The organism is Novosphingobium kaempferiae, from assembly GCF_021227995.1.
Lineage (GTDB): Bacteria > Pseudomonadota > Alphaproteobacteria > Sphingomonadales > Sphingomonadaceae > Novosphingobium > Novosphingobium kaempferiae.
In genome coordinates this window covers 2,945,248-2,970,297 of record NZ_CP089301.1, presented here as the reverse complement: position 1 = coordinate 2,970,297, position 25,050 = coordinate 2,945,248, and the positions used below count along the sequence as shown (strand labels likewise).

Below are 25,050 nucleotides of genomic sequence, written 5' to 3'. Positions count from 1 at the left end.
TTCGGTCCGACTGAAACACGATCCTTGACGAGCATGACCGCGGACGGGGAAATCATCCACTTCGACAATGTCGGCCTGCGCTACAGCACCGAACGCGAGGTGCTGAGCGATCTGACGTTCACGCTCTATGCGGGGCGGTTCTACTTCCTCACCGGGGCGAGCGGCGCGGGCAAGACCTCGTTGCTCAGGCTGCTGTACCTTGCCCAGCGGCCGTCGCGCGGGGCGATCCGCATGTTCGGGACCGATGCGATCACCCTTCCGCGCGCCCGCCTGCCCGCGATGCGGCGGCGCATCGGCGTCGTCTTCCAGGATTTCCGGCTGGTCGAGCACTTGTCCGCCTTCGACAACGTGGCGCTGCCGCTGCGCGTCGCGGGCCATGCCGAGAAGGATCTGGCGCGGCCGGTGCGCGACATCCTCGAATGGGTGGGCCTTGCCGATCGCATCGACGCGCGGCCCGAGACGCTTTCGGGCGGCGAGCAGCAGCGCGTTGCCATCGCCCGCGCCGTGATCGCGCGCCCCGCCATGCTGGTGGCGGACGAGCCGACCGGCAACGTCGACCCGGACATGGCGGCCAAGCTGATCCGCCTGTTCGAGATGCTCAACCGGCAGGGAACCACGGTCGTGGTCGCTACCCACGACCTCGATCTGCTGCGCAAGGTGCCCGAAAGCCTCATCATGCGGCTCGACAAGGGGCGGCTGTCCGACCCCACCGGCGCGCTGCGCTATCCGCCGAGGAAGGTGACGTGAGCATGCGCCGCTGGTTTACCGCCGGGCGCGGCGTCGAGCTGATCCCGCAGGGCCGCATGTCCGGCCCGATGCCCTGGGTCATCGCGATCATGGTGGCGATGACGGCGATCGCGCTCGCGGCGGGCCTCGCGCTCGGCAATGCGGTCTCGGCGGCCAAGGCGGAGATCGACGGCGGCGTGACCGTCCAGATCATCGAGCCGCGCGCCGAAATCCGCGCCGCTCAGGCCGCCCGCGCGGTCGAAGCGATCAAGACGCTGCCCGGCGTGGCAGGGCTTCGGCAGGTGCCGCAGGCCGAACTCGACGCGCTGATCGAGCCTTGGCTCGGCACCGGCATCGCGGCGGCGACCGGGGCGGCGATCCCCGTTCCCGCGCTCATCGACGTGCGGCTGAACGGACCCGCCACGGCGCGGCAGCTTGCCACGATCGCCAGGCGGGTGACGCCCGTCGCGCCCTCGGCCCGGATCGACGCGCAGTCCAACTGGCTGCGGCCGGTGTTCGACGCGATGGTGTCGCTGCAGGTGCTGGCGATGGTGATCGTCGCGCTATTGGCGGGCGCGCTGGCGGCGGCGGTGCTGCTGGCGGCGCGTTCCGCACTGGGGGCGAACCGGGACACGATCGAGATCGTCCACCTCCTCGGCGGCACCGATGCGCAGGTGGCGCGGGTGTTCCAGCGCTCCATCGGCTACGACGCGGCGGGCGGCGGCGCGGTGGGGCTTGCGCTGGCGCTGGTGGTGATCCTGTCCCTCGGCCGCCGGTTCGAGGGGCTGGGCGCGGGGCTGGTCGACAATGGCGCGCTGGTGTGGAGCGACTGGCTGATCCTCGCGGTCGTGCCGATGCTGGCGACGCTGCTCGCCATGCTCACCGCGCGGCTTACCGTGCTGCACGCGTTGCGAAAGATGCTGTAACGGCTGCGAACCCCTATATAGCTATTCACCTATGTTTCGCCGCTTCGTCGCCTCCCTCGTGCTGATCTGGGCCTTCGGGTTCCTGTGGTTCGCCGTTGCGTTGCCCGGGCCGCTGCCCGCGGGGGTGAAGACCGACGCGATCATCGTGCTCACCGGCAGCCAGGGGCGGATCGAACATGCGGTGAAGGTGCTGGCTGCCGGACAGGCGCCGGACCTGCTCGTCTCGGGCGTCGACCGCGAGGTGCGCCCGCGCGAGTTCGCCATCCAGTTCCGCGTGCCGCCGCGCCTGATGCGCTGTTGCGTGACGCTGGGCTACCGCGCCTACGACACGCGCTCCAACGCGGTCGAAGCGGCGCAGTGGGTGGCCGAGCACAACGCCAAGTCGGTGCGCCTCGTCACCGCGGACTGGCACATGCGCCGCGCCGCGCTGGAGATCGCGCGCGAGTTTCCCGACGACGTGCGGCTGGAACTCGACGGCGTGCCCTCGCACCCCAGCCTCGGCGCGCTGTTCCTCGAATATCACAAGCTGCTGGCGCGGGCCGCGCTCAACCTCTGGGAAATGCTGCGATGAAGTCCGACAAGGCGAGCCCGCTGGACGTGGCGCGCTCGCTGCTGTTCTACCTCGTGTTCTACCTCGGCACGGTCGTGCTGGTGATCTCCTGCATCGTCGCGTCGCTGTTCGGCGACGAGGCGCTGCGCCGGGCGGTGCGGTGCTGGGGAATGTTCCACCGCTGGTGCGCGCGCTGGCTGCTGGGCATCCGCCTCGTCATCGAGGGCGAACTGCCGAACGAGGGCGTGCTCGTCGCGATCAAGCACGAAAGCTTCTTCGAGGCGATCGACCTGCCCGCGCAGATGCGTCGCCCCGCGCCGTTTCCCAAGGCGGAACTGGCGGAAATCCCCGGCTGGGGCTGGGTGGCGCGTCGCTATGGCGCGGTCGTCGTCGAGCGGGGTGAGGGGGCCAAGGCCCTGCGCGCCATGGTCACCAGCGCGCGCGGGTTTGCGGCGCAGGGGCGTCCGCTGGCGATCTTCCCCGAAGGTACGCGCGTGGCGACGGGCGAGCGGCCGCCGTTGCAGTCCGGCTTCGCGGGGCTCTACAAGCTGCTGGCGCTGCCGGTGGTGCCGGTGGCGGTGAACAGCGGGCGGCTCTATCATCGGCGCTGGAAGAAGCCCGGAACGATCACCCTGCGCGTGGGCGAGCGCATCGCCCCCGGCCTCCCGCGCGAGGAGGTCGAGGCGCGGGTGCATGCGGCGATCAATGCGCTGAACGCTTAGAAAACTGCCCAGCCGTTCGTCATTGCGAGCGTATCGAAGCAATCCTCGGTTGGCCCACCACGCTGGATTGCTTCGCTACGCTCGCAATGACGATGTGGGGGATGGGGGAGCGTCGTTCGGTTCTAGGCCGGCACCAGTTCGCTGACCTCGACCGTCTGCGACAGCAGTTCCACGTCGCCGTAGCTGGTGAGGAACGAGACGTCCGCCGCATCGCGACCGATGCCGATCTTCGCCATGCGGTCGGGCGTGCTCATGCCGGTGGCGTCGACCATGTGCCACACGCCGTCGAGGAACACCTCGCACACGGCATGGAAGTCCTGCGGTTCCACGCCGAGGCCGTAGACGCTGGCGAAGCGCGCCGGGATGCCGCTGGCGCGCACGAAGGCGATCATCAGGTGCGCATAGTCGCGGCAGACGCCCTTGCGGCTCTTGAAGGTGTCGGCGGCGGTGGTGAAGGCGTCGCTGGAGCCGGGCTCGTAGGTCAGCGTCTCCGCTATGCGGTCGCGGATCGCGGCGACGCGCAGGCCGCCTTCCAGCGTGCCGAATTCGGTCTGCACGAAGTCGTGGAAGGTGTCGGAGGTGACGTAGCGCGAGGGCATGAGGTAGTCGATCGTCTCGCCCGGCAGCAGGTGCGGCGGCACGGCGGGCAGGGTGGCGATGTCGGCGAGGATGCGGTTCACCTCCACGCTGGCCTCGTAGCGGACCTTGAGCGGCGCGCCGGTGCGCAGCAGCAGGCGCTCGCCGATGCAGGCCTGTGCAGGCACGCGGGCGAAGTGGTCGGTCGGCGGCAGGTCGATCCGCGCGTCGAGGATGTGCTGCTCCGGGATCACTGCCGCCTCGATCTGGAGCAGGATGTCGGTGGGCTCGGGCACGGCGTAATCGAGCGTCGTCACGATCGAGAGGCGCATGAGGCGGCGTCCTGATGCAGTTGGCCCATCTCCGGGATAACCACTAGTAAGCCACGGGACGCCGTTAGGCTCCCCGCCTCCGCGATTAAATTATGTTCACCGGCCCGGCGCGCCGGTAGCGCCACCGTTCTCGTGATCGCCGCGCCCGAAATCGGGCCGCGCATCGTCCTGGCCTTCCTCGATGATCGAGCGGCGGATGGCGCGGGTGCGGGCGAAATGGTCGAACAACTGCTCGCCGTCGCCGACGCGGATCGCGCGCTGGAGGGCGGTCAGATCCTCGGTGAAGCGCTGGAGCATGGTCAGCACCGCGTCCTTGTTGGACAGGAACACGTCGCGCCACATCGTCGGGTCGGAAGCGGCGATGCGGGTGAAGTCGCGGAAGCCGCCCGCCGAATACTTGATGACCTCGCCCTGTGTCACGTCCTCGAGGTCGGAGGCGGTGCCGACGATGGTGTAGGCGATGAGGTGGGGCAGGTGGCTCGTTACCGCGAGCACGAGATCGTGGTGCTGCGCCGTCATGATCTCGACGTTGGCGCCGAGCGCTTCCCAGAAGCCGACCAGTTCGGACAGCTTCACCATGTCCACCTTGGCGGGCGGGGTGACGATGCACCAGCGGTTGCGGAACAGGTGCGCGAAGCCCGCGTCGGGGCCGGAATTCTCGGTGCCCGCGACGGGATGCGCGGGGATCACGACATGGTCCGGCAGCGCGTCGCCCAGAGCCTTGGCGATGGCCTGCTTGGACGAGCCGACGTCGCTGACCAGCGCGTGCGCAGGCAGAGCGTCGCGCACCTGCTCGGCGGCGATGCCCATCGCGCCGGGCGGCACGCAGAAGATCACAAGGTCGGCATGACGTACCGCCTCGCTCGCGGTGTCGCAGACCTTGTCGACGAGGTCGCGCTCGGCGGCACGGGCGCGGTGCGCCGGGCTGAGGTCGAAGCCGGTGGTGCGGCTCTCGGGCAGGAATTCCCGCACGGCGAGGCCGATCGAGCCGCCCTGCAGGCCGAGGCCGATGATGGCGATGGTGGCGAAGGTCATTTCGCGCTTTCCGCCATTTCGCGCAGGGCCTCGGCGATGGCGTCCATGTCGTGCGGCTTGCCGATGGTGATGCGCAGTGCCTGCGGCAACCCCTGTCCGGGCAGCCAGCGCACGATGTAGCCGCGATCCGCGAGGCCCTCGAACGCGGTCTCGGCGGTCAGCGCGCCTTCGAACAGGATCAGCACGAAGTTCGCCTGGCTCGGCAGCGGGCGCAGGCCGTGGTTGCCGAGGGCTTCCAGCTTCTCGACGAAACGGGCGCGCTCGTCACGGTTGTGGACGCGGCTGGCCTCGACGAAGGCCGGGTCGCCCAGCGCCGCGAGCGCCATCGCCTGCCCGGTGCTGGAGACGTTGAACGGCCCGCGGATGCGGTTGAGCGTGGCGACGATGCCCGGCGCGCCGGTGCCCCAGCCGATGCGCTCCCCGGCCAGCCCGAAGATCTTGGAGAACGTGCGGGTGACGAGCACGTTGTCATGCGCGGCGGCGAGCGCCATCGCCCCGTCCTCGTCCTCGGCCGCGACATATTCGCCATAGGCCTGATCGAGCACCAGCAGCACGTCGGACGGCAGCGCGGTGTGGAGGCGCGCGATCTCGCCCTTTGCCATGTAGGAGCCGGTCGGGTTGTTGGGGTTGGCGACGAAGACCACGCGGGTCTTCTCCGTCACCAGCGACAGTAGCGCATCCACATCGGTGCCATAGTCGGAATCGGGCGCGACCACCGGCGTCGCGCCGCAGCGGCGCGCGGCGATGTCGTAGACCGAGAAGCCGTAGCGCACGTAGATCACTTCGTCGCCCGGGCCCGCGTAACCCTGCGCTGCAAGGTTGAGCAGTTCGTCCGAGCCGGTCCCCATGACCACGCGCGCCGGGTCGATGCCGTGGCGCTCGCCGATGGCGGCGCGCAGCGCGGTGCTGTCCGGGTCCGGGTAGAGCGCGGGAGCGGCGGCCTTCGCCGCCAGCGCCGCCGCGCTCGTGCCGAGCGGGTTCTCGTTCGCCGACAGCTTGATCAGCGGCCTGCCGTCCTTGCCCTTGGACTTGCCGGGGACATAGGCGTGGATCGCCTCGATCCAGGGCTTCGGGGCCGGGGCGGTTCGGGGCGCTTCGCTGCGGGTCTCGGTTTCGCTCATGACGGGCGGCCCCATAACCCAGCATGGCTGCTAATGACAGGGGGCGTTTGAGGCTCTATTGGGCATCGCATCATGGCGCCCGATCTTCAAACGATGCCCTTCCCCCCCATCGAGAACAAGTTCCTCGACCTCGACATGCCGCTGATGCTGGACGGCGGCCAGATGCTGCCCTGCGCGCGCATCGCCTACGAGACCTGCGGCACGCTCAATGCGGCTAAGGACAACGCGATCCTGATCTGCCACGCACTGACCGGCGACCAGCATGTCGTGTCGAACCACCCCAAGACCGGCAAGCCCGGCTGGTGGGTGCGCATGGTCGGCCCCGGCAAGCCGATCGACACCGACCGCTTCTTCGTGATCTGCGCCAACGTCATCGGTTCGTGCATGGGCTCGACCGGGCCGGCGAGTGATGGCCCGGACGGCACGCCATGGGGCATGCGCTTCCCGGTCATCACCATCCGCGACATGGTGAAGGGCCATATCGCCGTGCTCGACGCGCTGGGGATCGACAGCCTCCATGCGCTCGTCGGCGGATCGATGGGCGGGATGCAGGTGCTGAGCCTTGCCGCCAACTTCCCCGAGCGGACGCGCGCAGTGCTGGTGCTGGCCTCCACCGCGCGGCATTCGGCGCAGAACATCGCGTTCCATGAAGTCGGGCGTCAGGCGATCATGGCCGACCCGGAATGGCGCGAGGGTAATTACTATGCCTTCGGCAAGGGGCCGGAAAAGGGCCTCTCCGTCGCCCGCATGGCCGCGCACATCACTTATCTTTCGGAAGCGGGCCTGACCGAGAAGTTCGGCCGCCGCCTGCAGAACCGCGAGGAGAAGACCTTCGGCTTCGACGCGGATTTCCAGATCGAATCCTACCTGCGCTATCAGGGGCTGTCGTTCACCGACCGCTTCGATGCGAACTCGTACCTCTACATCACCCGCGCGATGGACTACTTCGATCTTGCCGAAGAGCATGGCGGGATGCTGGCCAATGCCTTCGCGAAGTCGAAGGCGCGCTACTGCCTCGTCAGCTTCGACACCGACTGGCTCTATCCCACGGCGGAATCGCGCAACGTCGTCCATGCGCTGAACGCGGCGGGGCTGCCGGTCAGCTTCGTGGAGCTTTCCGCGCCGTTCGGGCACGACTCGTTCCTGCTCGACGTGCCCGCGCTCGACCGCGTGGTGGAGGGGTTCATCGGATGATACAGCTTTCCGACGACAGGAGCCGCCTCGACGTGGCGCGCGTCCACGGCTGGTTGGCGGGCAGCTACTGGACGCCCGGTATCGCGCGCGAGCAGGTGGAACGCCAGATCGCGGGCTCGCACTGCCTCGGCGCCTATGACCCGGAGCACGGGCAGGTCGGCTTCGCGCGCATGATTACCGACCATGCGAGCTTCGCGTGGCTGGCCGACGTGTGGGTGGACGAGAGCGTGCGCGGGCAGGGGCTTGGCCGTCGCATGGTGAACTGGTTCCTCGAACACCCGGAGTACGAAACGGTGCGCCGCTTCGCGCTGACCACGGCCGATGCGCACGGCGTCTATGCCGCGCTCGGCTTCACGCCGCTGATGCGGCCCGAGCGGCTGATGGAGCGCCTGTCGCCCGCCTTCGCCGCGCAGCTTGCGGTGGCGTCATGAACGCGGCGATGAAGCTGGGCCTGCGCCCCGACCTTGCCATCATCGCCGACAACGTCGCGGCGGGCTCCAGCCTGCTCGACGTCGGCTGCGGCGACGGCACCCTGATGCAGGCGTTGCGCGACGGTTCCGGCTGCGACACGCGCGGCATGGAGATCGACGCGCTCAACGTCGGCGCCTGCGTCGCCAAGGGCCTGTCGGTGATCCAGGGCGATGCCGACACCGACCTGTCGTTCTATCCGGACAACTCGGTCGACTACGCGATCCTGTCGCAGACGCTGCAGACGACGATGCGCCCCGACATGGTGCTGGAGCAGCTGCTGCGCATCGGTCGCAAGGCCTTCGTCAGCTTCCCCAACTTCGCGCACTGGCGGGTGCGGACATCGCTGCTGTGGAACGGGCGGATGCCGGTGACGCGGCTGCTGCCGATCGCGTGGTACGAGACGCCGAACATCCACCACCTCACCGTGAACGACTTCCGCGCGCTGCTGGTGGAGCGTGGCATTACCGTGGAGGGGCGCTGGTTCCTTTCAGGCGACACTCAGTGCAGCGCCGCGGCGGCGAATTTCCGCGCCGAGCATGCGGTGTTCCTCCTCTCGCGCGGGGGCTGAACCGCGAAGGGTTGCTCCCCGGAGCGCGCTGTGATCCCTTGGCCCGACCGGCGGGCCGGGGCCCGCGCATCCGGGAGATTCCCTTTGCGAATAGATGCTTCGAGGGCAATCGGCGCCTATGCCGCCGTCATGACGCTCGGTGTGGTATGGCTCGGCCTGTCGGGCGTGACGGCGCCGACGACGAAGTTCGACACCATCGATGTCCAGCGCATCAACGTGCGCGAACCGGACGGCACCCTGCGCCTGACGATCTCGAACAGGGCGCGGATTCCCGGGCTTATCCTGAGCGGCAAGGAGCATCCGCATCCGAACCGACAGGAGGCGGGGATGATCTTCTTCAACGATCAGGGCGACGAGAACGGCGGCCTCGTCTTCGACGGCGGGCTGAAGAACGGCGTGCCGACCAACGGCGGCAGTCTGACGTTCGACCGCTATCACCAGGACCAGACGCTGCAGTTCCTGAGCGTCGAGAACGGAGCGGACAAGACGGTCGGCGTGATCGTCACCGACCGCCCGGACCGGCTCATGGACATCGAGGCGGGCCGCAAGGCGCGCGACATGCCCAAGGGGCCGGAACGCGACCGACTGCTGAAGGAGGCCGGTTTCGAATCCGCCCGCCGCGTCTGGCTGGGGCGCGACGACAAGGGCGAGGCGGCGCTGGTGCTCAGCGACATGCAGGGAAGGCCGCGCCTGACCCTTGGCGTCGGGGCGGACGGGACGCCGGGCGTGAAGCTGCTTGACGCTGCGGGGAGGGTGACGCGCGAGCTGCGCTGAACCTCAGGCGCGCCTGGCGCCCAGCAGGGCCAGCCCGAAGGCGATGAAGACGACGCCGGTGAAGCGGTTGAACGCCTGCCGCACCGGCGCGCGGACGAGGTAGCGCGCCAGCGACCGGCCGCCCATCGCATAGGTGCAATACCAGCCGGTCTCGATCACCGCGAAGGTCGCGACCAGCACCGCGAACTGCGGCAGCTTGGGCAGCGCCGGGTTGATGAACTGCGGCAGGAAGGCGGCGGCGAAGAGGATCGCCTTGGGGTTGCTGATCGAGATCGCGAAGCCGCCCCGGAAAACCGCCATGGCCGAGGGCGCGGGGGGCAGGTCCGCCGCCGCCGGGTCCATCGGCCCCGCCGGGCTGCGCCACGCCTTGATGCCGAGATAGACCAGATAGGCCGCGCCGATGTAGCGCAGCAACTCGAACGAGCCGGGCAGGGCGAGGAACAGCGTGGTCAGCCCCGCCGCTGAAGCCGCCAGCAGCACCAGCAGCGCCGCAAGGCAGCCCATCATCGCCGCGACACTGCGCCGCGCGCCGAGTTCGATGCTGCGGGTCATGACGTGAAGCATGTTCGGCCCCGGAATCGCCGAGACCACGAACACGGCCCCCACGTAGAGCCACCATGCATGCAACGTCATCGCCTCGGGTTCCTTTCGCGCAGGGGTCGGACAGGCGCCTTATGGCCGGGGTGCGGTCAAGGCAACATCCGTGGCAGCGGATGCACGCGATCCCCCTCGCTTTCGCTTGACCCGGGCCCGCGTGCCTGCGAGGGGCGCGTCCCTGTCCGGGCGCGGTGAATGCGCCCGCAGGCGACAGACCGGCCACCGGCGCGAGGATGCGCCCCATTGTCGAGCCGGTCGTCCAATCGTGGAGACGATTCCCGACCAGGCCGACGGCCGCGCCCTTCCGCGTATCCGGCGACCATGCCTCGAATCGAGTACGACATGACCCAGACCGCCCATCCCGCACCCCATGCGGTGCAGCTTATCGACGCCGTGTTTCCCGGCGACACCAACCACCACGGCACCCTGTTCGGCGGCGTCGCGCTGGCGCACATGGACAAGATCGCCTTCCTCGTAGCCGCCCGTCACGCCCGCGCGCCCTTCGTGACGGCGCGTTCGGAGCGGATCGACTTCGAGAACCCCGGCCACGTCGGCGACCTGATCGAAGCGACCGGCCGCATCACTCGCGTCGGCACCCGCTCGGTCGATGTCGAGGTGGAACTGGTGGCCGAGAACCCGCTCACCGGCGAGCGCCGCCTGTGTACGCGCGGGCTGTTCGTCCTCGTCGCGCCGAAGGGGCCAGATACCAAGCTGCCGTTTCCGCCGATGCCCGAACCTGCGCCTTCCGTGGAGACGGCAAGGCTGCACATGGTCGACATGGTGTTCCCGGCGCAGACCAACCACTACGGCTCGCTGTTCGGCGGCGATGCGCTCAAGATGATGGGTCGCGCGGCCTTCATCGCCTCCAGCCGCCACATGCGCCGCCCCATGATCATGGGCACGTCCGACCGCATCGACTTCAAGTCGCCAATCCGCGAGGGCGAGATGATCGAGCTGATTTCCGAGGTCGTCATGGCGGGCAGCGATTCGGTGCTGGTCCGCGTCGAGCTCTGGGCCGAGGATCTGATGAGCGGCGAGCGCCGCCACTCGGCGACCTCGACCTTCACGATGGTGGTGGTGAGCCCGGCGGGCTGAAGCGCGCTGACCTCACTTCAATCGTCATTGCGAGCGTAGCGAAGCAATCCATGGTCGAGGGCCGGCCGTGGATTGCTTCGCTGCGCTCGCAATGACGAGGTGGATTCGATGCTCCCCGGCTCCCTAACCCATCGCGAGGCCGTGGTAGACGCCGAGCTTGTTCCCGTCGGGATCGCGCAGGTACGCGCCGAAAGCGCCGCGTGCCTGTGGCTTGGCCTCGGGCGCGCCTTCGTCCGAGCCACAGGCGGCAAGTCCGGCGGCATGCCATTCGCGCACCGCGTCCTCGCTCTGCGCTTCGAACAGGATGGTGCCGCCGTTGGCGAAGGTGCTCGCCTCCCCGTCGCGCGCGGGGCCGAGGAGGAAGCGCACGCCGCCCAGATCCCACATCACGATCGGGTACTGTTCGGGGGTGGAACAGGGGGAGAGGCCCAGCGCGCCGAAAGTGGCGTCGTAGAAGGCGCGGGTCTTCGCAAGGTCGTTCGATCCCAGGCGGATGGACTTGAGCAGCACGGTTTCCTCTCCCTCTGATCCTTTGCGCGGCAGACTGTCGGCGCGCGGGGGAGGGGTCAACGACAGGAGGCGCGCCGGCGCGATATGTCATGCAACCGACGGGGCGCGGACTTATCCACCTGATTCCCGTGCCCGTGAAATGGACGTATCCGCGCCGTTTCGGCATTCGGAATCGCCATGTGGCACATCTATCAGTTCCCGCTCTGCCCCTTCAGCCGCAAGGTTCGCCTGCTCATGGCCGAGAAGGGCATCGCCTATGAACTGCAGACCGCGCGCCCGTGGGAAGGCGAGGACCGCCTCTTCGCGATGAACCCCGCCGGGCGCACGCCCGTGATCCGCGAGACCGAGAAGGGCCACGTCCTGTCGGACAGCCGCGCCATCTGCGAGTATTTCGAGGAGACGGTGGACCGCAACCCGCTCATCAGCGGCACCGCCCAGCAGCGCGCCGAGATCCGCCGCCTGATCGCGATGTTCGACGAGAACTTCTATAACGACGTATCCGGCCCGCTGCTGCTGGAGCGCATGAAGAAGCGCCTCGTCCTGCGCCAGTCGCCGGACGCCAAGGCGCTGCGCGAATCGATGAAGCTCGCGCACGACTACCTCGACTACATCGACTACCTGATCGACAACCGGCCCTGGCTGTCGGGCGCGACGATGACGCTGGCGGACCTCGCCGCAGCGGCGCAGCTTTCCGTGGCGGACTACCTCGGCGGCCTCGACTGGTCGAGCCACGAACAGGCGCGCGGCTGGTACCTGGTGATGAAGTCGCGCCCCTCGTTCCGCCCGCTGCTGTCCGAGCGCATGGAAGTGATCCAGCCGCCGAGCCACTATGCCGAGGTGGATGCCTGACGGGTTCGGAAGGACGTTCCTCCGGATTGCTTCGCTTCGCTCGCAATGACGAGCGTTTGGCTTCTTTTTCGTCATTGCGAGGGCCGCAGGCCCGCAGCAATCCAGCGCGGCTCGATCCGCCGTGACACACAACCCCTTGGGGCTGCACTTTTTCCTTGCCCCCACATATTCCTGTGGGAAGATGATTCACGCACTCGATTTGCGCGCGATCTTGCCTATCTCTGGAATCTCCGCCTGAGCGCACCGGGGGTTTACAAGGTGCGCGGGCGAACTCGTTTCTGCCGATTCACCGGAGCCCGCCATGTCCCTTCTCGAAGCCCGCAAGACCTACAAGCCATTCGAATATCCGTGGGCTTACGACTTCTGGAAGATCCAGCAGCAGGTTCACTGGCTGCCCGAGGAAGTGCCGCTGGGCGAGGACTGCCGCGACTGGGTGCAGAACATCTCGGAGCATGAGCGCAACCTGCTCACCCAGATCTTCCGCTTCTTCACCCAGGCCGACGTCGAGGTGCAGGACTGCTACCACGAGAAGTACGCGCGGGTCTTCAAGCCGACCGAGATCAAGATGATGCTGACCGCGTTCTCCAACATGGAGACGGTCCACATCGCCGCCTATTCGCACCTGCTCGACACCATCGGCATGCCCGAGAGCGAATACGGCGCGTTCCTTGAGTACTCCGAACTCAAGGACAAGCACGACTACCTGCAGAAGTTCGGCGTCGACAACGACGAGGACATCGCGCGCACCCTCGCCATGTTCGGCGGCTTCACCGAGGGCGTGCAGCTCTTCGCCAGCTTCGCGATGCTGATGAACTTCCCGCGCTTCAACAAGATGAAGGGCATGGGCCAGATCGTCAGCTGGTCGGTGCGCGACGAATCGCTGCACTGCGAAGGCATCATCAAGCTGTTCCACACCTTCGTGCAGGAGCGCGGCTGCCTGACCAAGGCGGTGAAGGACGACATCGCCGACCAGTGCCAGACGACGATCCGCCTTGAGGACAACTTCATCGACCTCGCCTTCGAGCTGGGCCCGGTCCCGGGCATGACGCCCAAGGACATCAAGAAGTACATCCGCTTCATCGCCGACTGGCGTCTCGGCCAGCTGGGCCTCAAGCCGATCTACCTGATCGACGAGCACCCGCTGCCCTGGCTCCAGCCGCTGCTCAACGGCGTCGAGCACGCGAACTTCTTCGAGACCCGCGCCACGGAATACTCGAAGGGCGCGACGCGCGGCGACTGGAACACCGTGTGGTCGAACTTCGACTCGCGCAAGAAGGTCCGCGCCAACGACGAGATCACCGTGGACGACGGCTCCGAGCCGGGCCTGTTCGGCGAGGTCGCGGCGGAGTAATTTTCCGCATCGTCTCACAATCCCGTCGCCCCTGCGCAGGCAGGGTGACGGGTTTGTGGGCGAGGGAAAGTTACGGTTCTGCCACCGGCCGTTACGCCCAACCGGCGCTTTTCCGCGCCCGTATCGCAGGTCGCCTCTGGAAACTTGCGTGCATAATGCGCATTTCTCCGCAGTCCCTCCCGGAGAACACGTTCATGTCCCGCACGATTCTTCTGCTGACTGCCCTTGCGTTCAGCGCCGCCCCGGCCCTCGCCAAGGCGCCTGAGCAGCCCGTCTCCGCCGACAGCAAGGCCGGGAAGAAGGCGCTGCTCGACGATAACGTGGTGACGGTGCGCAACGTCAGCCGCGAGGAGATCGTCTACGGGCTCTCGCTCGTCGATGATGATGGCGTGGAGATCGGCACGGTCGAGCGGCTGGCGGGCAACGAGGTCGTCGTGTCCGACGGCAAGGCCGAGTACCGCATCCCGTTCACCCAGCTCTACGCCTTCGCCAAGGACGGCGCGGACCTTTATGCCAGCCGCACGCCCAAGGCGCGGTTGAAGCCGCTGCCACTCGCCGTCTCCGCGCCTCCGCCGCCGCCGTCGATGGACGACGAGGACTGGAGCAAGCTCGGGCCGGAAGGTGGCGAACTGCCGGACGAGGGCGACACCGAGGCCGCTCCGGCTCCCGCCCCCGAGGCCACCGCCGCGCCGGTTCCTGCGCCCGGTAGCTGACAAGTCCGCGCGGCTCCTCTACCACGCGCATGAACTGAAACGACTGACGGAGCCCGCCGATGTCCGTGAACCCGACCCTGATCTTCCTGCCGATGCTTGCCGTCGTCGCGCTGACCTTCGTCGCCTTCATCCGCATGGTGGTGGCGCGCTCGGCGATCATCAAGGGCATGGACCCCAGCTACTACCGCGCCCACATCGGCAATCCCGAGCCGGAAAACGCCCGCGCGGCGGTGCGCCACTGGGACAACCTGTTCGAATTCCCGACGCTGTTCTTCGCCGCCTGCCTGACCGGCTTCGTGCTGGCGGTGGTCGGCAAGTGGACGCTGATCTTCGCCTGGGGCTTCGTCGCCGCGCGCGTGCTGCAGAGCCTGGTCCACATGACCTACAACAACCCCGCCCATCGCGGCGGCGCCTTCGTGCTGGGCGTGCTGTTCTCGCTGGCGCTGTGGATCAACCTCGGCGTCTCGATCTTCGCGCGGGTCTGAATGCGCGCAGCCGAGGCCGCGCTCGTAGCGCTGGCCATCCTGAACATCGTCGCCTTCGCGGCGTTCGGCTTCGACAAGGCGCGCTCGCAGCGTAAGGGACAGCGGGTCCCGGAGCGGACCCTGCTGCTGCTCGCACTGGTGGGCGGGACGGCCGGGGCCTATGCGGGGCGCAGCGCGTTCCAGCACAAGACGCGCAAGCAGCCGTTCGTCATGCGGTTGCACGCGGTCGCGGCGTTGCAGGTCGTGGCGTTGGTGGGGCTCGCGTGGTGGCGGGGTTGAGGGCGAGCTAGCCTAACCTTCGTCATTGCGAGCGTAGCGAAGCAATCCAGCGCCGCGTAAACCGCCTTGGATTGCTTCGCTACGCTCGCAATGACGAAGTAGGGGGTGAGGTGCGCTCTGACGAGGCCGCCAGCGGTCCCGGGTCGAGCCCGGGACGACGCCGTTCTTCAGACCAGCCAAGATCCCGGATTGGGCATCGGCACCTGCTTCTGCGCGTTGAGGATGCTCATCACGCAGCGCACGATCACGAGGATCGCCACGGCGGGCAGGATCAGGAAGCCGATCAGCGCGATGATGAGCATGAAGCCCACGACGGTTCCGATCAGGAAGATCCAGAAGGTCTTGATCGCGTATTCGTAGTGCGAAACCTCCCACGCCGCCTTGGGTTCGCCGCGCCAGACGTAGGCGAGGACGACGCCGACGATGCCGGTGATCCCCGTGATGTACGAGGCCAGATAAAGCAGGTTGATGATCGTCGGGTTGTTGAAGTCGAAGCCCGAAGTAGTGGGGGCCGAAGTCGCAGGCTTGGGGTCGAAATCGCTCATGAATTCACCTCCTGTTTTGCCGGTGGCGATGCTGCCTGCATTGTCCGGCGCTGGCAAGGTCATTGCACCTTTTCGCGTTCGCGCGCCTTGATGCGGCGGATCTTCGCAAGGTCGCCTTCGAGGATGGTGAGCGCATCGCGTTCCTTTTCGGTGAGGCTGCCCGCATCGAAATGCGCGATCAGCACTTCGAGCGCGTCGCCGATGCGGCCAAGCTGGCGGCCGTAGCTGCCCACTTCGTCGAGGATCGCGCGCTCGGTTTCCGGGTATTTCGTCTCGCCGATGTGGACGTTGACGAGGCCGACCTGAGAGCCCTCGAAGGTCCAGGTCCACGGATTTATCGCCTGCCACAGCTTCTCGGGCGCAAGGCTGAAGGTGGGGTTGAGCGTCATTTCGGCCATCGCGATCATCCTTTGCGGGCGAAGGGGTTGCCGTAGATGGTGTAGGCGAGCCAGGTGAAGTCGCTCTCGCTCTGGCAGGCGCGCCGGGCGTCCTTCACCGCGTCGACCAGCCGCTCCCCGGCGAGCAGGCGGGCGTAGAAGGTGTCGGCGAAGGTCCGCGCCAGCGTGTCCCCCACCGACCACAGCGCCCCCACGAAAGCTGCCGCGCCGCCGTCCGTCACCGGGCGCAGGAAGGCGTCGGCGAAGCCCGAGACGCCCGAGATCCCCTCTCCGGGCTTGCCGGTCTGGCAGGCGTTGACGAAGACGAGGCCGCTCGGCTCCGCGTCCCGGCCACGGAACAGAGCGCGGCGCTTGACCGCGCTGGAGGGGAGCAGGTCGTCGGCGATGGTGCCTTTTTCCGTGACTTCGCCGGACAGGACGAGGTCGGAATTGAGCACCGCCATCTGCTGCGCCTCGCCGTGGCAGGCGAAGTGGAGGAGGTCGCATTCGGTGGCGTTCTTGGAGAGGAAGCGATTGACGCTCTCGCTGTGCGTCTCGCCCTCCAGCCGCTCGACCGGGACCGCGCCGGGGCCGAACAGGTGGGTGAGCATCTCGCGCTCCTGCGTCGCCTGCGGCAGCTTGTCGCGCACGTTGAGGTAGTCGGGGATGACGTAGCGGACGCGGTCGCCGCGAAGCTGGATCGTGTCGCCGGGCCAGACGGCGTTGTACATCCAGCGCACCAGCCCCCATTCAGCCAGGAAGCCCCGGTTCTCCAACCCGCCGCCCGCCGGATCGTCGATGTAGAGCAGTTCCCACGGCATGTAGGGGCTGTCGGAGATCACCTGCACCGCGTCGATCCGGTCGCGATGCTCCCACAGCGCCGCGCGCACTTCGGCGGGGACGAGCTGGTTGGTGGAATCGACCGCGAAGTCGGTGATGCGGCTGAGGAACAGCTTATATTCGGTCCTGCTCTGGTTGTAGGCGGCGTCGAGCTTGCCGAGGAACTGGCCGACGAAGGTCTCCATGCTGAAGCTCGCGGGCAGCACCTTGTCCCACGCTTCGGCGAGGCCCTTGCCCGACAGGTCGTAGCGGATGAGCAGGCTGCCGTCCTGCTGGCGCAGTTCGTAGATCCGCAAGGTGGCGGCGTTGCCGGGGCAGGCGCGGTCGGGGACGGCGCGGGCCTCGGCGCGGATGGTGTTGCCGGTATCGGGCAGGAACACCGGCTCCAGCAGCAGCGAGGCGAGGGGGGCGGCGCCCTGCACGATCTCCACCTGCACCCGCGCGGCGCCGGGGGTGGAGCCGCGCACCTCGAAGCGGGCGACGTCGTCCGGGATCGTCAGCCGCTGCGTCGCCTTGCCGACGACCTCGCAGTTGGCGAGGGCGGTGACGGTGACCATCGCGGGCTCCGAGCGGGACGCCATGACCGGCGCGTCGGTCGCGGCGGAGGGGCCGGACACGACGATCTTCTCGGGCGAGACGGTGACGAACAGCGGCACCGGCATCGTCACCACGGGGGCGGAGTCCATCTCCGCCGAGAAGTAGCAGGCGGCGTGGTCGGCCTCGGGCGGAGCGGCTGCTCCCGCTGTCGGCGCTTCGGCGAAGGCGTCCAGCGCCTCGGCGGTGAAGTCGGGAGGCGGAGCGGCTTCGAGGACCGGCGCGTCGATGGCCGGGGCCGTGCTCGGGCGGCTGCGGCGGGGTGGCGGTGCGGAGGCGACCGGCGCGGGCGCGGCCGCCATCGGTGGTGGCGCCGCCATCGCCGGCTGGCCGATCAGCCACGACTGCAGCGCATCCGCCACGCGCGGAGTGGCGAAGTAGATGACGTGGTAGATCGAATCCGCCGCCGGGATCGTCAGCAGCGCGGGCCATGCCGGGGCCGCCGTCGCCGCGCCGAAGTCCGCCATCGAGGCGGTGTCGACGACGAGGTCGTTGGCGGTGCCGAACAGCCGGTCGACCATCCGGTCCCCCAGGAACGCGGCCAGTTGCGGCGTCATGCCCTTGTTCAGGTCGAAGGAGGCGGGCTCGAACTCGGCGGCGATGGCGTGGACCGGCCCCGCGCCGCCCAAAGCATCCGCCTTCGCCAGCCGCGTGACGGTGGCGCTGCCGGGGCGCATGGCGGCGAGGCCGGGCACCTTGCCTTCCTCCACGCCGATCTGCGGCATCGCCTTCACGAAGCCCGCGACGAGCCGGATCGCCTGTTCCGTCACGGTCGCCACCACCGGCACCGTCGCCATGCCCAGCAGCTTGCTGCCGGCGACGAGGATGCTGGTGTAGAGATCGACCAGAGAGCGCCAGTTCTCCGGTTCGGCCAGATGCGTGCCCGCATTGGTGCAGCCCACGAAGACCAGCTTGCGGAAGGCGAGCCGCGCCCCCAGCCGCGCCACCACCGCGCGCAGGACGAGGCCGCCCCGGCTGTAGCCGATGGCGTCGATCTCGGTCCCGTCGGGCAGGAAGCCGAGCGCCTTCTCGAACAGTTCGGCGTTGGCCTCCGGGTCGTCGGCGAGGGTGCGGTGATCGACGCCCAGCACGAGGTCGTAATGCGCCCGCGCCGCGTCGAGGAACGCCTTGCCCTCGGCGGTCTGTTCCAGTGCGGAGAAGCTGCCGCGCACGGTGGAGAAGGTGCCGTGGACGAACAGCAGCACCCGCGCGCCGGGGCGCACCGTCGGGGGAGCCGCGAACCTTGGCCCCTTGGCCACCCAGCCGAGCGCCGGGCCGTCCATCAGCACCGGGCCTTCGACGATCTCCCCCTCGATCCGCTCCACCAGCGCATCGATGGCAAGGTTGGCGGCGAAGCGGGTGACGCGCACGCGCACCGGCTCCACCAGCCGGTTGACCAGAGCGCCCGCCCAGCTTCGCCGGTCCGGCGCCTCGGGCGCGGGCGGCTCCAGCACGAAAGTGAGCGTCTGCGGCCCGCTGCCGCGCGCGCGGCGGGTCTGGACTTCCTCGGGGAAGACCCAGTTGAACACGCCGCCCTCGGCTTCGAGCAGGACCACGGCGGTCTCGTCCGCCCCCACGTCCACCTCGATATGGGGAGCGGGTTCGGCTGAGCCCCGGCTGCGACGCAGGCCCGCTTCGGGAACGGCGGCAGGCGGCGCGACGACGACATCGGCGACGACGGTCATCCCCGCGCCGTCGAGGGCCGAGGCGATCAGCGCGTCGGCGTCATCACTACCTGCTTCGCCCCGCGATCGTCGCAGCGTGTCGGGTCCGGTGGGTGTTGCAGTCAGGCCGATCAGGCGCACGCCCGCGCCAGACAACTCTCCGGGCAATTCATCCGTCATCGCGCTCATCCCCCGCGTCGGTTCTGTCGCGGGGCGGACAATGCCGCAAAGCTGCAGCGCTGTGCATGACGATTGTCGTCACAAACGGGCAATATAGGCCGAATCTGTATCGGAACTTTGCCAAAACATTGGTGGCGCGCCCGCGTCCGGACGGTTAGAGGACTGCCCCATGAGCAGCGACATCGGCAGCGAGCCCACTTCGACCGAAACCGAAACCGTCTCCTTCGGCTACGAGGACGTGGCGGCAGCGGACAAGGAAGGGCGCGTCGGCGCAGTCTTCTCCTCCGTCGCGCGCAAGTACGACGTGATGAACGACGCCATGTCGGTCGGCATGCACCGCCTGTGGAAGGACAAGTTCGTGCGCCGCGTGCGCCCGCGTCCGGGCGAGCAGATCCTCGACATGGCGGGCGGCACCGGCGACATCGCCTTCCGCATGGAGGCCGAGGGCGCAGTCGTCACCGTGTCCGACATCAACCAGGACATGCTGGACGTCGGCATCGAGCGCGCCATGGAGCGCGGCATCGACACCCTCGTCTGGTCGCGCCAGAACGCCGAGGAACTGAGCTTCCCCGACCGCTTCTTCGATGCCTACACGATCGCCTTCGGCATCCGCAACGTGACGCACATCGACAAGGCGCTGGCCGAGGCGCATCGCGTGCTGAAGTACGGCGGACGCTTCTTCTGCCTCGAATTCTCGACCACCGAATGGCCGGGCTTCAAGGAAGTCTACGACGCCTATTCGCACAAGCTGGTCCCCAAGATCGGCTCGATGATCGCGGGCGACGCGGAGTCCTACCGCTACCTCATCGAATCGATCCGCCGCTTCCCGCCGATGCCCGAGTTCGAGGGCATGGTGCGCAAGGCCGGGTTCAAGCACACCAAGGTGGAGCCGATACTCGGCGGCCTCGTCGCGATCCATTCGGGCTGGAAGGTCTGAGATCGACCATGCAGCCTTGTGATTTCGTCATTGCGAGGGCCGAAGGCCCGCGGCAATCCGGCGTTGTGCCGGCCGCGCTGGATTGCTTCGCTTCGCTCGCAATGACGAGCGCCGGTGGTGGGGAGGGTGACAAGTGACCACCACCCCCGTCCATATCGCGCGCCTGCTCAAGTGGGGCCGCGTCCTTGCGCGTCACGGGGCGCTGCGCGGGATCGAGAATGACCGCAACGCACCCGCGCCGGTCAAGCGCCTGTGCCGCATCGCCCGCTTCGGCGCGCGCCAGCCGCTTGAGCCCGACTACGCAGGCGCCTTCCAGGAGATCGGCCCCGCCGCGATCAAGCTGGGGCAGGCGCTGGCGACCCGGCCCGACCTTGTCGGCGAAGGCCCCGCGCACAACCTGCTGACCTTGCAGGACAGCCTGCCGCCGGTGCCGTTCTCGGAAATCCGCGCGCAGATCGAAAGCACCTTCGGTCGCCCGCTGGAGGCGATCTTCGCCTCGGTGGAGGAGACGCCGGTCGGCGCGGCCTCGATCGCGCAGGTCCACCGCGCGGTGACGCCGGACGGACGCGACGTGGCGGTCAAGGTGCTGCGGCCCGGCATCCGCGAGCAGTTCGCCCGCGATGTCGAGACTTACGAATGGGCCGCCGCGCACCTCGAAGTGCTGGGCGCCGAGGCCGCGCGCCTGCGCCCACGCGCGGTGATCGCCAACCTCAAGCGCTGGACCCTGCGCGAATTCGACCTGCGGCGCGAGGCGGCTTCGGCCTCCGAACTGGCCGATGCGATGAAGGGGATCGACGATTACCGCGTTCCCGACATCGACTGGGACCGCACTAACGGCTCGGTGCTGACGGTCGAGTGGATCGACGGCATCAAGATGAGCAACCTGCCCGCCTTGCGCGAGGCGGGGCACGACATGCCCGCACTCGCCCGCAGGCTGGTGCTGACGTTCCTGACGCAGGCGATTTCTTGCGGATTCTTCCATGCCGACATGCACCAGGGCAACCTGTTCGTGCAGGGCGGCCCGGAGCACACCACCATCGTCGCCATCGACTTCGGCATCATGGGCCGCATCAATCGGCAGGCGCGGCTGTGGCTGGCGGAAATCCTCTATGGCCTGACCACCGGCAACTACCGCCGCGTGGCCGAGATTCATTTCGAGGCGCAGTACGTCCCCAGCTATCACACGGTAGAGGAATTCGCGACCGCCCTTCGCGCCGTGGGCGAGCCGATGCGCGGCAAGCCGGTGTCGGAACTGTCGGTCGGGCAGATGCTCGACGGGCTCTTCGCGATCACCCGCGATTTCGACATGGCGGTGCAGCCGCACCTGCTGCTGCTCCAGAAGACCATGGTCATGGTCGAGGGGCTGGCGACCGCGCTCGATCCCGAGATCAACATGTGGGATGTCGCCGCGCCGTTCGTGAAGGGCTGGATCCGCGACGAACTCGGCCCCGAGGCGGTGATCGTCGACCGCGTGCGCGAGGATATCGAGACGCTGATGCGCCTGCCCTCGCTGGTGCGCCGGATCGAGGAACGCTTCCCGCCCAAGGGCGGCGCGCCCGAGCAGGCCCCGCTGCCCGAGGTCGAGCTGATCTGGGATCGGCGACGCCGTAAACGCGAAAGTAACCACTGGGGTGGCTATGCTCTGGCCGCAATCCTCGGGGGCGCGGCGGCGTGGGCACTGACGTACTGGACTCTTCTGAACTGAGCGCTTCTGCGACGGAGGCCCCTTCATTGGACAGGGGCATTTTCGCACGCCTTTCGCCGGGGCTGGCGCGACTGGCGCTGGCGCTGCTGGCGGCGGTGCTCGTCGCCTCGATGATCGCGCCGACCAACAAGCCCGGCAACCGCTCGCCATGGCAGGGCGCGGTCGAGGGGCCGGTCGATGCGCAGGGCAAGGCGATCGACACCAAGGACAAGCCCTACGACGAGGACATCGCCCTCTACGTGGTCGCCATCGAGCGCATCCGGAAGGGCGAGAACTACTACGACTTCATCGTGCCCGAGCAGCGGGCGCGCAACTATCCGGTGAACCCCGGCATCGCGGTGCGGCTGCCGACGCTGGCCTATCTCGACGCCGCTCTGGGGGAGCCGGGACAGATTGCGGCGGCGATGCTGCTGATGGTCGCCATCGTGCTCGTCTGGTGGCGCAGGCTGGGGGCTGAGGGCGAGGCTGGTGGCCGTCTGCAGCGCCTTGGTGCCGCTCTGGTATTCGTAGGTGCCTCTCTGCAACTCAATCGGCACTACTTTCCGCTGCACGAATTGTGGGCCGGAGGGCTGATCGCGCTGTCGTTCGGGTTGCATCGGATGGGCAAAAACGGGCGGGGCGGCCAGTGGATCGCGGCCTTCCTGACCGCCGCGCTGGCCCTCTCGATCCGCGAACTGGCACTGCCCTACGTCCTCCTCATGACGGCTTTTTCCTTGTGGAATCGCAACTTGCGAGAGGCGACGGCATGGATCGCGCTGATCCTCGTCTTCTTCGCGGGCCTCGCCTGGCACCTCTCGATCGTCGCCCAGCATGTCCTCCCCACCGACCCCCACGGCCCGCCCTGGCTGGTGATGCGCGGCATGGCGGGCTGGCTGGTCAACGTGGTGCAATCCAGCAACCTGCGCTGGCTCCCCCATGTCCTCGCCGGACCCGCCGTGGTGCTCATGACCTTCGGCTGGCTGGGGTGGAAAAGCCGCTCGGGAATGGCGGGATTCCTGCTCTGCGCGGGCTATGGCGTGGGCTTCATGCTCGTCGGGCGGTGGGACAATTTCTACTGGGGCGCGATGATCGCGCCGGTCATGTTCGCCGGTCTGGTCTTCGCGCCGAGGGCGGTCATGCAGCTCGTCGCAGCGGCGCGACTGGGGAACCCCTCGCCAAACTGATTGCGCCAAAACGCGCGCTGTTGCAGAAGCCAAGACCATGAACGGACCGCGCATTCTGCTGATCGTGGGCGGCGGCATCGCTGCCTACAAGTCCTGCGAACTCGTCCGCACGATCCGCCGCGAAGGCGGCTCCGTAACGTGCGTTCTGACCGACGGCGGCGCGAAATTCGTGACGCCGATGACGCTTGCCGCGCTCTCCGAGAACCCGGTCCACACGACGCTCTGGGATCTCAAGAACGAGGCCGAGATGGGCCATATCCAACTCAGCCGGCAGGCCGACCTGGTGGTAGTCTGCCCGGCGACGGCGGACTTGCTGGCGAAGATGGCGGCGGGCATGGCGGATGACCTTGCGACCACGCTGCTGCTCGCCACCGACAAGCCGGTGCTGGCGGTCCCGGCGATGAACGTGCGCATGTGGCTCCACGCCGCGACCACGCGCAACGTCCAGACCCTGCGCGATTCGGGCGTCGAGGTGATGGAGCCCGACGAAGGCCCGATGGCCTGCGGCGAATACGGCCCCGGTCGCCTGCCCGAACCGGCGGAAATCTGGCAGCGCATCGCCCGCTCGCTCGGCCACGGGCCGGAGGGCGTGGTGCCCGAGGATCTCGGCGGGCTGTCCGGGGCGATGATCCCGCGCGGGCCGCGTGCGGTGGCTTCGGTGCTCGACCCCGCATCGCCGCTGGCGGCCAAGGGCAGCGCCCGCGCGGCGCCCTCGACCGATCCGAACGCCCTCGAACTGATCCCGCTTTCCGACGATCCGCTGCCGCTGTTCGGCAGGCATGTCCTCGTCACCGCCGGGCCGACGCACGAGCCGATCGACCCGGTGCGCTACATCGCCAACCGTTCGTCCGGCAAGCAGGGTTTTGCGATCGCCGCCGCCGCCGCGCAGGCGGGCGCACGGGTGACGCTGGTGTCCGGCCCGGTCCACCTGCCGACCCCGCCGGGCGTGGACCGCGTCGATGTCGAGAGCGCGCTGGAGATGGCGGAGGCGGTCGATGCGGCGCTGCCCGCCGACGTCGCGGTGATGGTCGCCGCCGTCGCCGACTGGCGCGTGGTGCGCTCCGCCGACCAGAAGCTCAAGAAGCAGGGCGGGGCGGTGCCGCCGCTCGAACTGACCGAAAACCCGGATATCCTCGCCGGTCTCGCCAGGGGCCTGCGCCGTCCGCCGCTGGTGGTCGGCTTCGCCGCAGAGACGCAGGACGTCATCCGCTACGCCCAGGCCAAGCGCGAACGCAAGGGCGCCGACTGGATCGTCGCCAACGACGTTTCTGGCGATGTCATGGGCGGCGACGCCAATACCGTCCACATCGTCACTGCCGACGACGTGGTTTCCCTACCCGAAATGCCCAAGGAGGACGTCGCGCGCGTCCTCGTCGAAAGGATCGCAGATGCACTCGCCGGATGAAGTCCCCGTCATGGTCAAGATCCTGCCGCACGGGCAGGGGCTGGACCTGCCCGCCTATGCCACCGAGGGCGCTGCGGGCATGGACGTGGTCTCGGCAGAGGACGTGACGATCGCGCCAGGGGGCCGTCATGCCGTGGCGACGGGCCTGTCGGTGGCGATCCCCGCCGGTTACGAGATCCAGGTCCGCCCGCGTTCGGGCCTTGCCTTGAAGCACGGGATTTCGGTGCCCAATTCGCCGGGCACGGTCGATTCCGACTATCGCGGCGAGGTGAAGATCATCCTCATCAACCACGGCGCGGAAGGTTTCGACATCCGTCGAGGCGACCGCGTGGCGCAACTCGTGCTCGCGCCGGTGACGCGCGCATCGTGGGTCGCGGTGGAGGAACTTGACGATACGGCGCGCGGCGAGGGCGGCTTCGGTTCGACCGGCGGCGTGGTGGCTCTGGGAAGCTGACATAGGCGTCGTCCCGGACTTGATCCGGGACGACGATTACTTGCCTTTACCGTCCCGATCGCGGCGGTTCTTGCGCCATTTCAGCCCATACCAGCCCGCGCCGCCGAGGCCGCCGAGCATCATCGCACCCTTGGCGAGTGTCTCGAAGGCCGCGCTGAGCGCGCCCACGGTCACGCCCCAGAAGAGCTGCGAGAGGATGGCCATGAAATTGTGCATCGCGGCCCAGATAGCGTCTGAGGCCCGATAGCAAAAGGACGGGCCCGCATTATTTCAGCGGACCCGCCCCTCGGTGTCTCCCGCTCTTCGCAGGGG

General features: G+C 68.2%; 28 protein-coding genes. 19 read left to right on the top strand and 9 right to left on the bottom strand.

From position 1 onward, the window contains the following. The first annotated feature begins 33 nt into the window (after window positions 1-33). Genes ftsE through LO787_RS13410 form a run of 4 tightly spaced genes read left to right on the top strand, consistent with a single transcriptional unit; the run spans window position 34 to window position 2,924 of the window. Window positions 34-747: a cell division ATP-binding protein FtsE gene (gene ftsE, locus LO787_RS13425; RefSeq protein ID WP_232491528.1), complete on the top strand. Its 714-nt coding sequence runs from the start codon at window positions 34-36 to the stop codon at window positions 745-747. Between the two features lie 2 nt (window positions 748-749). Next, on the top strand, window positions 750-1,652 hold the full coding sequence (locus tag LO787_RS13420; RefSeq protein WP_232491527.1) for a cell division protein FtsX: 903 nt from the start codon (window positions 750-752) through the stop codon (window positions 1,650-1,652). A 31-nt stretch (window positions 1,653-1,683) separates the two neighbouring features. After that, complete coding sequence (locus LO787_RS13415) at window positions 1,684-2,223, top strand: YdcF family protein (RefSeq protein WP_232491526.1); 540 nt, start codon at window positions 1,684-1,686, stop codon at window positions 2,221-2,223. Beyond that, window positions 2,220-2,924, top strand: coding sequence for a lysophospholipid acyltransferase family protein (locus LO787_RS13410; RefSeq protein WP_232491525.1), 705 nt, complete (start codon window positions 2,220-2,222; stop codon window positions 2,922-2,924). The genes LO787_RS13415 and LO787_RS13410 overlap by 4 nt, the downstream gene beginning before the upstream one ends. A 122-nt stretch (window positions 2,925-3,046) precedes the next feature. Here LO787_RS13410 and LO787_RS13405 read toward each other — a convergent pair whose 3' ends face one another. From LO787_RS13405 to hisC, 3 genes are all read right to left on the bottom strand, one after another. Then, window positions 3,047-3,832 carry a transglutaminase-like domain-containing protein gene (locus tag LO787_RS13405; RefSeq protein ID WP_232491524.1) on the bottom strand — a complete coding sequence of 262 codons (786 nt, stop codon included), beginning with the start codon at window positions 3,830-3,832 and terminating at the stop codon, window positions 3,047-3,049. Between the two features lie 96 nt (window positions 3,833-3,928). Further along, entirely contained in the window at window positions 3,929-4,867 is a 939-nt protein-coding gene (locus LO787_RS13400) for a prephenate/arogenate dehydrogenase family protein (protein WP_232491523.1), read from the bottom strand. Continuing rightward, a complete protein-coding gene (gene hisC / locus LO787_RS13395; protein ID WP_232491522.1) occupies window positions 4,864-5,988 on the bottom strand; it encodes a histidinol-phosphate transaminase in 1,125 nt (374 codons plus the stop codon). The genes LO787_RS13400 and hisC overlap by 4 nt, the downstream gene beginning before the upstream one ends. A gap of 93 nt (window positions 5,989-6,081) precedes the next feature. Between hisC and metX the strand changes: the two genes are divergently transcribed. From metX to LO787_RS13375, 4 genes are all read left to right on the top strand, one after another. Beyond that, window positions 6,082-7,182 (top strand): homoserine O-acetyltransferase MetX, encoded by a 1,101-nt coding sequence (gene metX, locus LO787_RS13390; RefSeq protein WP_232491521.1) that lies wholly within the window; start codon window positions 6,082-6,084, stop codon window positions 7,180-7,182. Continuing rightward, window positions 7,179-7,613 carry a GNAT family N-acetyltransferase gene (locus tag LO787_RS13385; protein WP_232491520.1) on the top strand — a complete coding sequence of 145 codons (435 nt, stop codon included), beginning with the start codon at window positions 7,179-7,181 and terminating at the stop codon, window positions 7,611-7,613. Before metX ends, LO787_RS13385 begins: the two co-directional genes overlap by 4 nt. Beyond that, the gene (gene metW, locus LO787_RS13380; RefSeq protein WP_232491519.1) at window positions 7,610-8,221 is read left to right on the top strand and encodes a methionine biosynthesis protein MetW; all 612 of its coding nucleotides are present in this window, start codon (window positions 7,610-7,612) and stop codon (window positions 8,219-8,221) included. The genes LO787_RS13385 and metW overlap by 4 nt, the downstream gene beginning before the upstream one ends. Window positions 8,222-8,350: 129 nt before the next feature. Further along, window positions 8,351-8,995 (top strand): hypothetical protein, encoded by a 645-nt coding sequence (locus LO787_RS13375; protein WP_232491518.1) that lies wholly within the window; start codon window positions 8,351-8,353, stop codon window positions 8,993-8,995. Window positions 8,996-8,998: 3 nt separating this feature from the next. Here LO787_RS13375 and LO787_RS13370 read toward each other — a convergent pair whose 3' ends face one another. Beyond that, a complete protein-coding gene (locus LO787_RS13370) occupies window positions 8,999-9,628 on the bottom strand; it encodes a LysE family translocator (RefSeq protein WP_232491517.1) in 630 nt (209 codons plus the stop codon). A gap of 306 nt (window positions 9,629-9,934) precedes the next feature. On the opposite strand from LO787_RS13370, the gene LO787_RS13365 reads away from it, so the two are divergent. Continuing rightward, complete coding sequence (locus LO787_RS13365; RefSeq protein WP_232491516.1) at window positions 9,935-10,687, top strand: acyl-CoA thioesterase; 753 nt, start codon at window positions 9,935-9,937, stop codon at window positions 10,685-10,687. Between the two features lie 123 nt (window positions 10,688-10,810). On the opposite strand, the gene LO787_RS13360 is transcribed toward LO787_RS13365, so the two are convergent. Next, on the bottom strand, window positions 10,811-11,197 hold the full coding sequence (locus tag LO787_RS13360; RefSeq protein ID WP_232491515.1) for a VOC family protein: 387 nt from the start codon (window positions 11,195-11,197) through the stop codon (window positions 10,811-10,813). 177 nt (window positions 11,198-11,374) lie between these two features. Between LO787_RS13360 and LO787_RS13355 the strand changes: the two genes are divergently transcribed. From LO787_RS13355 to LO787_RS13335, 5 genes are all read left to right on the top strand, one after another. Next, complete coding sequence (locus LO787_RS13355; protein ID WP_232491514.1) at window positions 11,375-12,046, top strand: glutathione S-transferase family protein; 672 nt, start codon at window positions 11,375-11,377, stop codon at window positions 12,044-12,046. 301 nt (window positions 12,047-12,347) lie between these two features. Further along, window positions 12,348-13,397, top strand: a complete 1,050-nt coding sequence (locus LO787_RS13350; RefSeq protein WP_232491513.1) for a ribonucleotide-diphosphate reductase subunit beta — start codon at window positions 12,348-12,350, stop codon at window positions 13,395-13,397. Between the two features lie 194 nt (window positions 13,398-13,591). Then, complete coding sequence (locus LO787_RS13345) at window positions 13,592-14,110, top strand: hypothetical protein (protein ID WP_232491512.1); 519 nt, start codon at window positions 13,592-13,594, stop codon at window positions 14,108-14,110. A gap of 59 nt (window positions 14,111-14,169) precedes the next feature. Next, window positions 14,170-14,595 (top strand): MAPEG family protein, encoded by a 426-nt coding sequence (locus LO787_RS13340; RefSeq protein ID WP_232491511.1) that lies wholly within the window; start codon window positions 14,170-14,172, stop codon window positions 14,593-14,595. Continuing rightward, window positions 14,596-14,874, top strand: coding sequence for a DUF1294 domain-containing protein (locus LO787_RS13335; protein ID WP_232491510.1), 279 nt, complete (start codon window positions 14,596-14,598; stop codon window positions 14,872-14,874). Between the two features lie 167 nt (window positions 14,875-15,041). Here the strand turns inward: LO787_RS13335 and LO787_RS13330 are convergent, their stop codons facing one another. Genes LO787_RS13330 through LO787_RS13320 form a run of 3 tightly spaced genes read right to left on the bottom strand, consistent with a single transcriptional unit; the run spans window position 15,042 to window position 19,074 of the window. Next, window positions 15,042-15,419 (bottom strand): DUF4870 family protein, encoded by a 378-nt coding sequence (locus LO787_RS13330; RefSeq protein WP_232491509.1) that lies wholly within the window; start codon window positions 15,417-15,419, stop codon window positions 15,042-15,044. A 59-nt stretch (window positions 15,420-15,478) separates the two neighbouring features. After that, on the bottom strand, window positions 15,479-15,817 hold the full coding sequence (locus LO787_RS13325) for a hypothetical protein (RefSeq protein ID WP_232491508.1): 339 nt from the start codon (window positions 15,815-15,817) through the stop codon (window positions 15,479-15,481). Window positions 15,818-15,822: 5 nt separating this feature from the next. Beyond that, window positions 15,823-19,074 (bottom strand): CHAT domain-containing protein, encoded by a 3,252-nt coding sequence (locus tag LO787_RS13320; RefSeq protein ID WP_232491507.1) that lies wholly within the window; start codon window positions 19,072-19,074, stop codon window positions 15,823-15,825. A 169-nt stretch (window positions 19,075-19,243) separates the two neighbouring features. Between LO787_RS13320 and LO787_RS13315 the strand changes: the two genes are divergently transcribed. From LO787_RS13315 to dut, 5 genes are all read left to right on the top strand, one after another. Then, window positions 19,244-20,011 carry a class I SAM-dependent methyltransferase gene (locus LO787_RS13315; RefSeq protein ID WP_232491506.1) on the top strand — a complete coding sequence of 256 codons (768 nt, stop codon included), beginning with the start codon at window positions 19,244-19,246 and terminating at the stop codon, window positions 20,009-20,011. A 133-nt stretch (window positions 20,012-20,144) separates the two neighbouring features. Further along, window positions 20,145-21,716: a 2-polyprenylphenol 6-hydroxylase gene (gene ubiB / locus LO787_RS13310; protein WP_232491505.1), complete on the top strand. Its 1,572-nt coding sequence runs from the start codon at window positions 20,145-20,147 to the stop codon at window positions 21,714-21,716. 26 nt (window positions 21,717-21,742) lie between these two features. Then, window positions 21,743-22,879 carry a hypothetical protein gene (locus tag LO787_RS13305; protein WP_232491504.1) on the top strand — a complete coding sequence of 379 codons (1,137 nt, stop codon included), beginning with the start codon at window positions 21,743-21,745 and terminating at the stop codon, window positions 22,877-22,879. Between the two features lie 37 nt (window positions 22,880-22,916). Continuing rightward, the gene (locus LO787_RS13300; protein ID WP_232491503.1) at window positions 22,917-24,284 is read left to right on the top strand and encodes a bifunctional phosphopantothenoylcysteine decarboxylase/phosphopantothenate synthase; all 1,368 of its coding nucleotides are present in this window, start codon (window positions 22,917-22,919) and stop codon (window positions 24,282-24,284) included. Then, window positions 24,268-24,738 carry a dUTP diphosphatase gene (dut, locus tag LO787_RS13295; protein ID WP_232491502.1) on the top strand — a complete coding sequence of 157 codons (471 nt, stop codon included), beginning with the start codon at window positions 24,268-24,270 and terminating at the stop codon, window positions 24,736-24,738. Before LO787_RS13300 ends, dut begins: the two co-directional genes overlap by 17 nt. Before the next feature lie 36 nt (window positions 24,739-24,774). On the opposite strand, the gene LO787_RS13290 is transcribed toward dut, so the two are convergent. Continuing rightward, window positions 24,775-24,942, bottom strand: a complete 168-nt coding sequence (locus LO787_RS13290) for a hypothetical protein (RefSeq protein ID WP_232491501.1) — start codon at window positions 24,940-24,942, stop codon at window positions 24,775-24,777. Window positions 24,943-25,050: the final 108 nt, after the last annotated feature.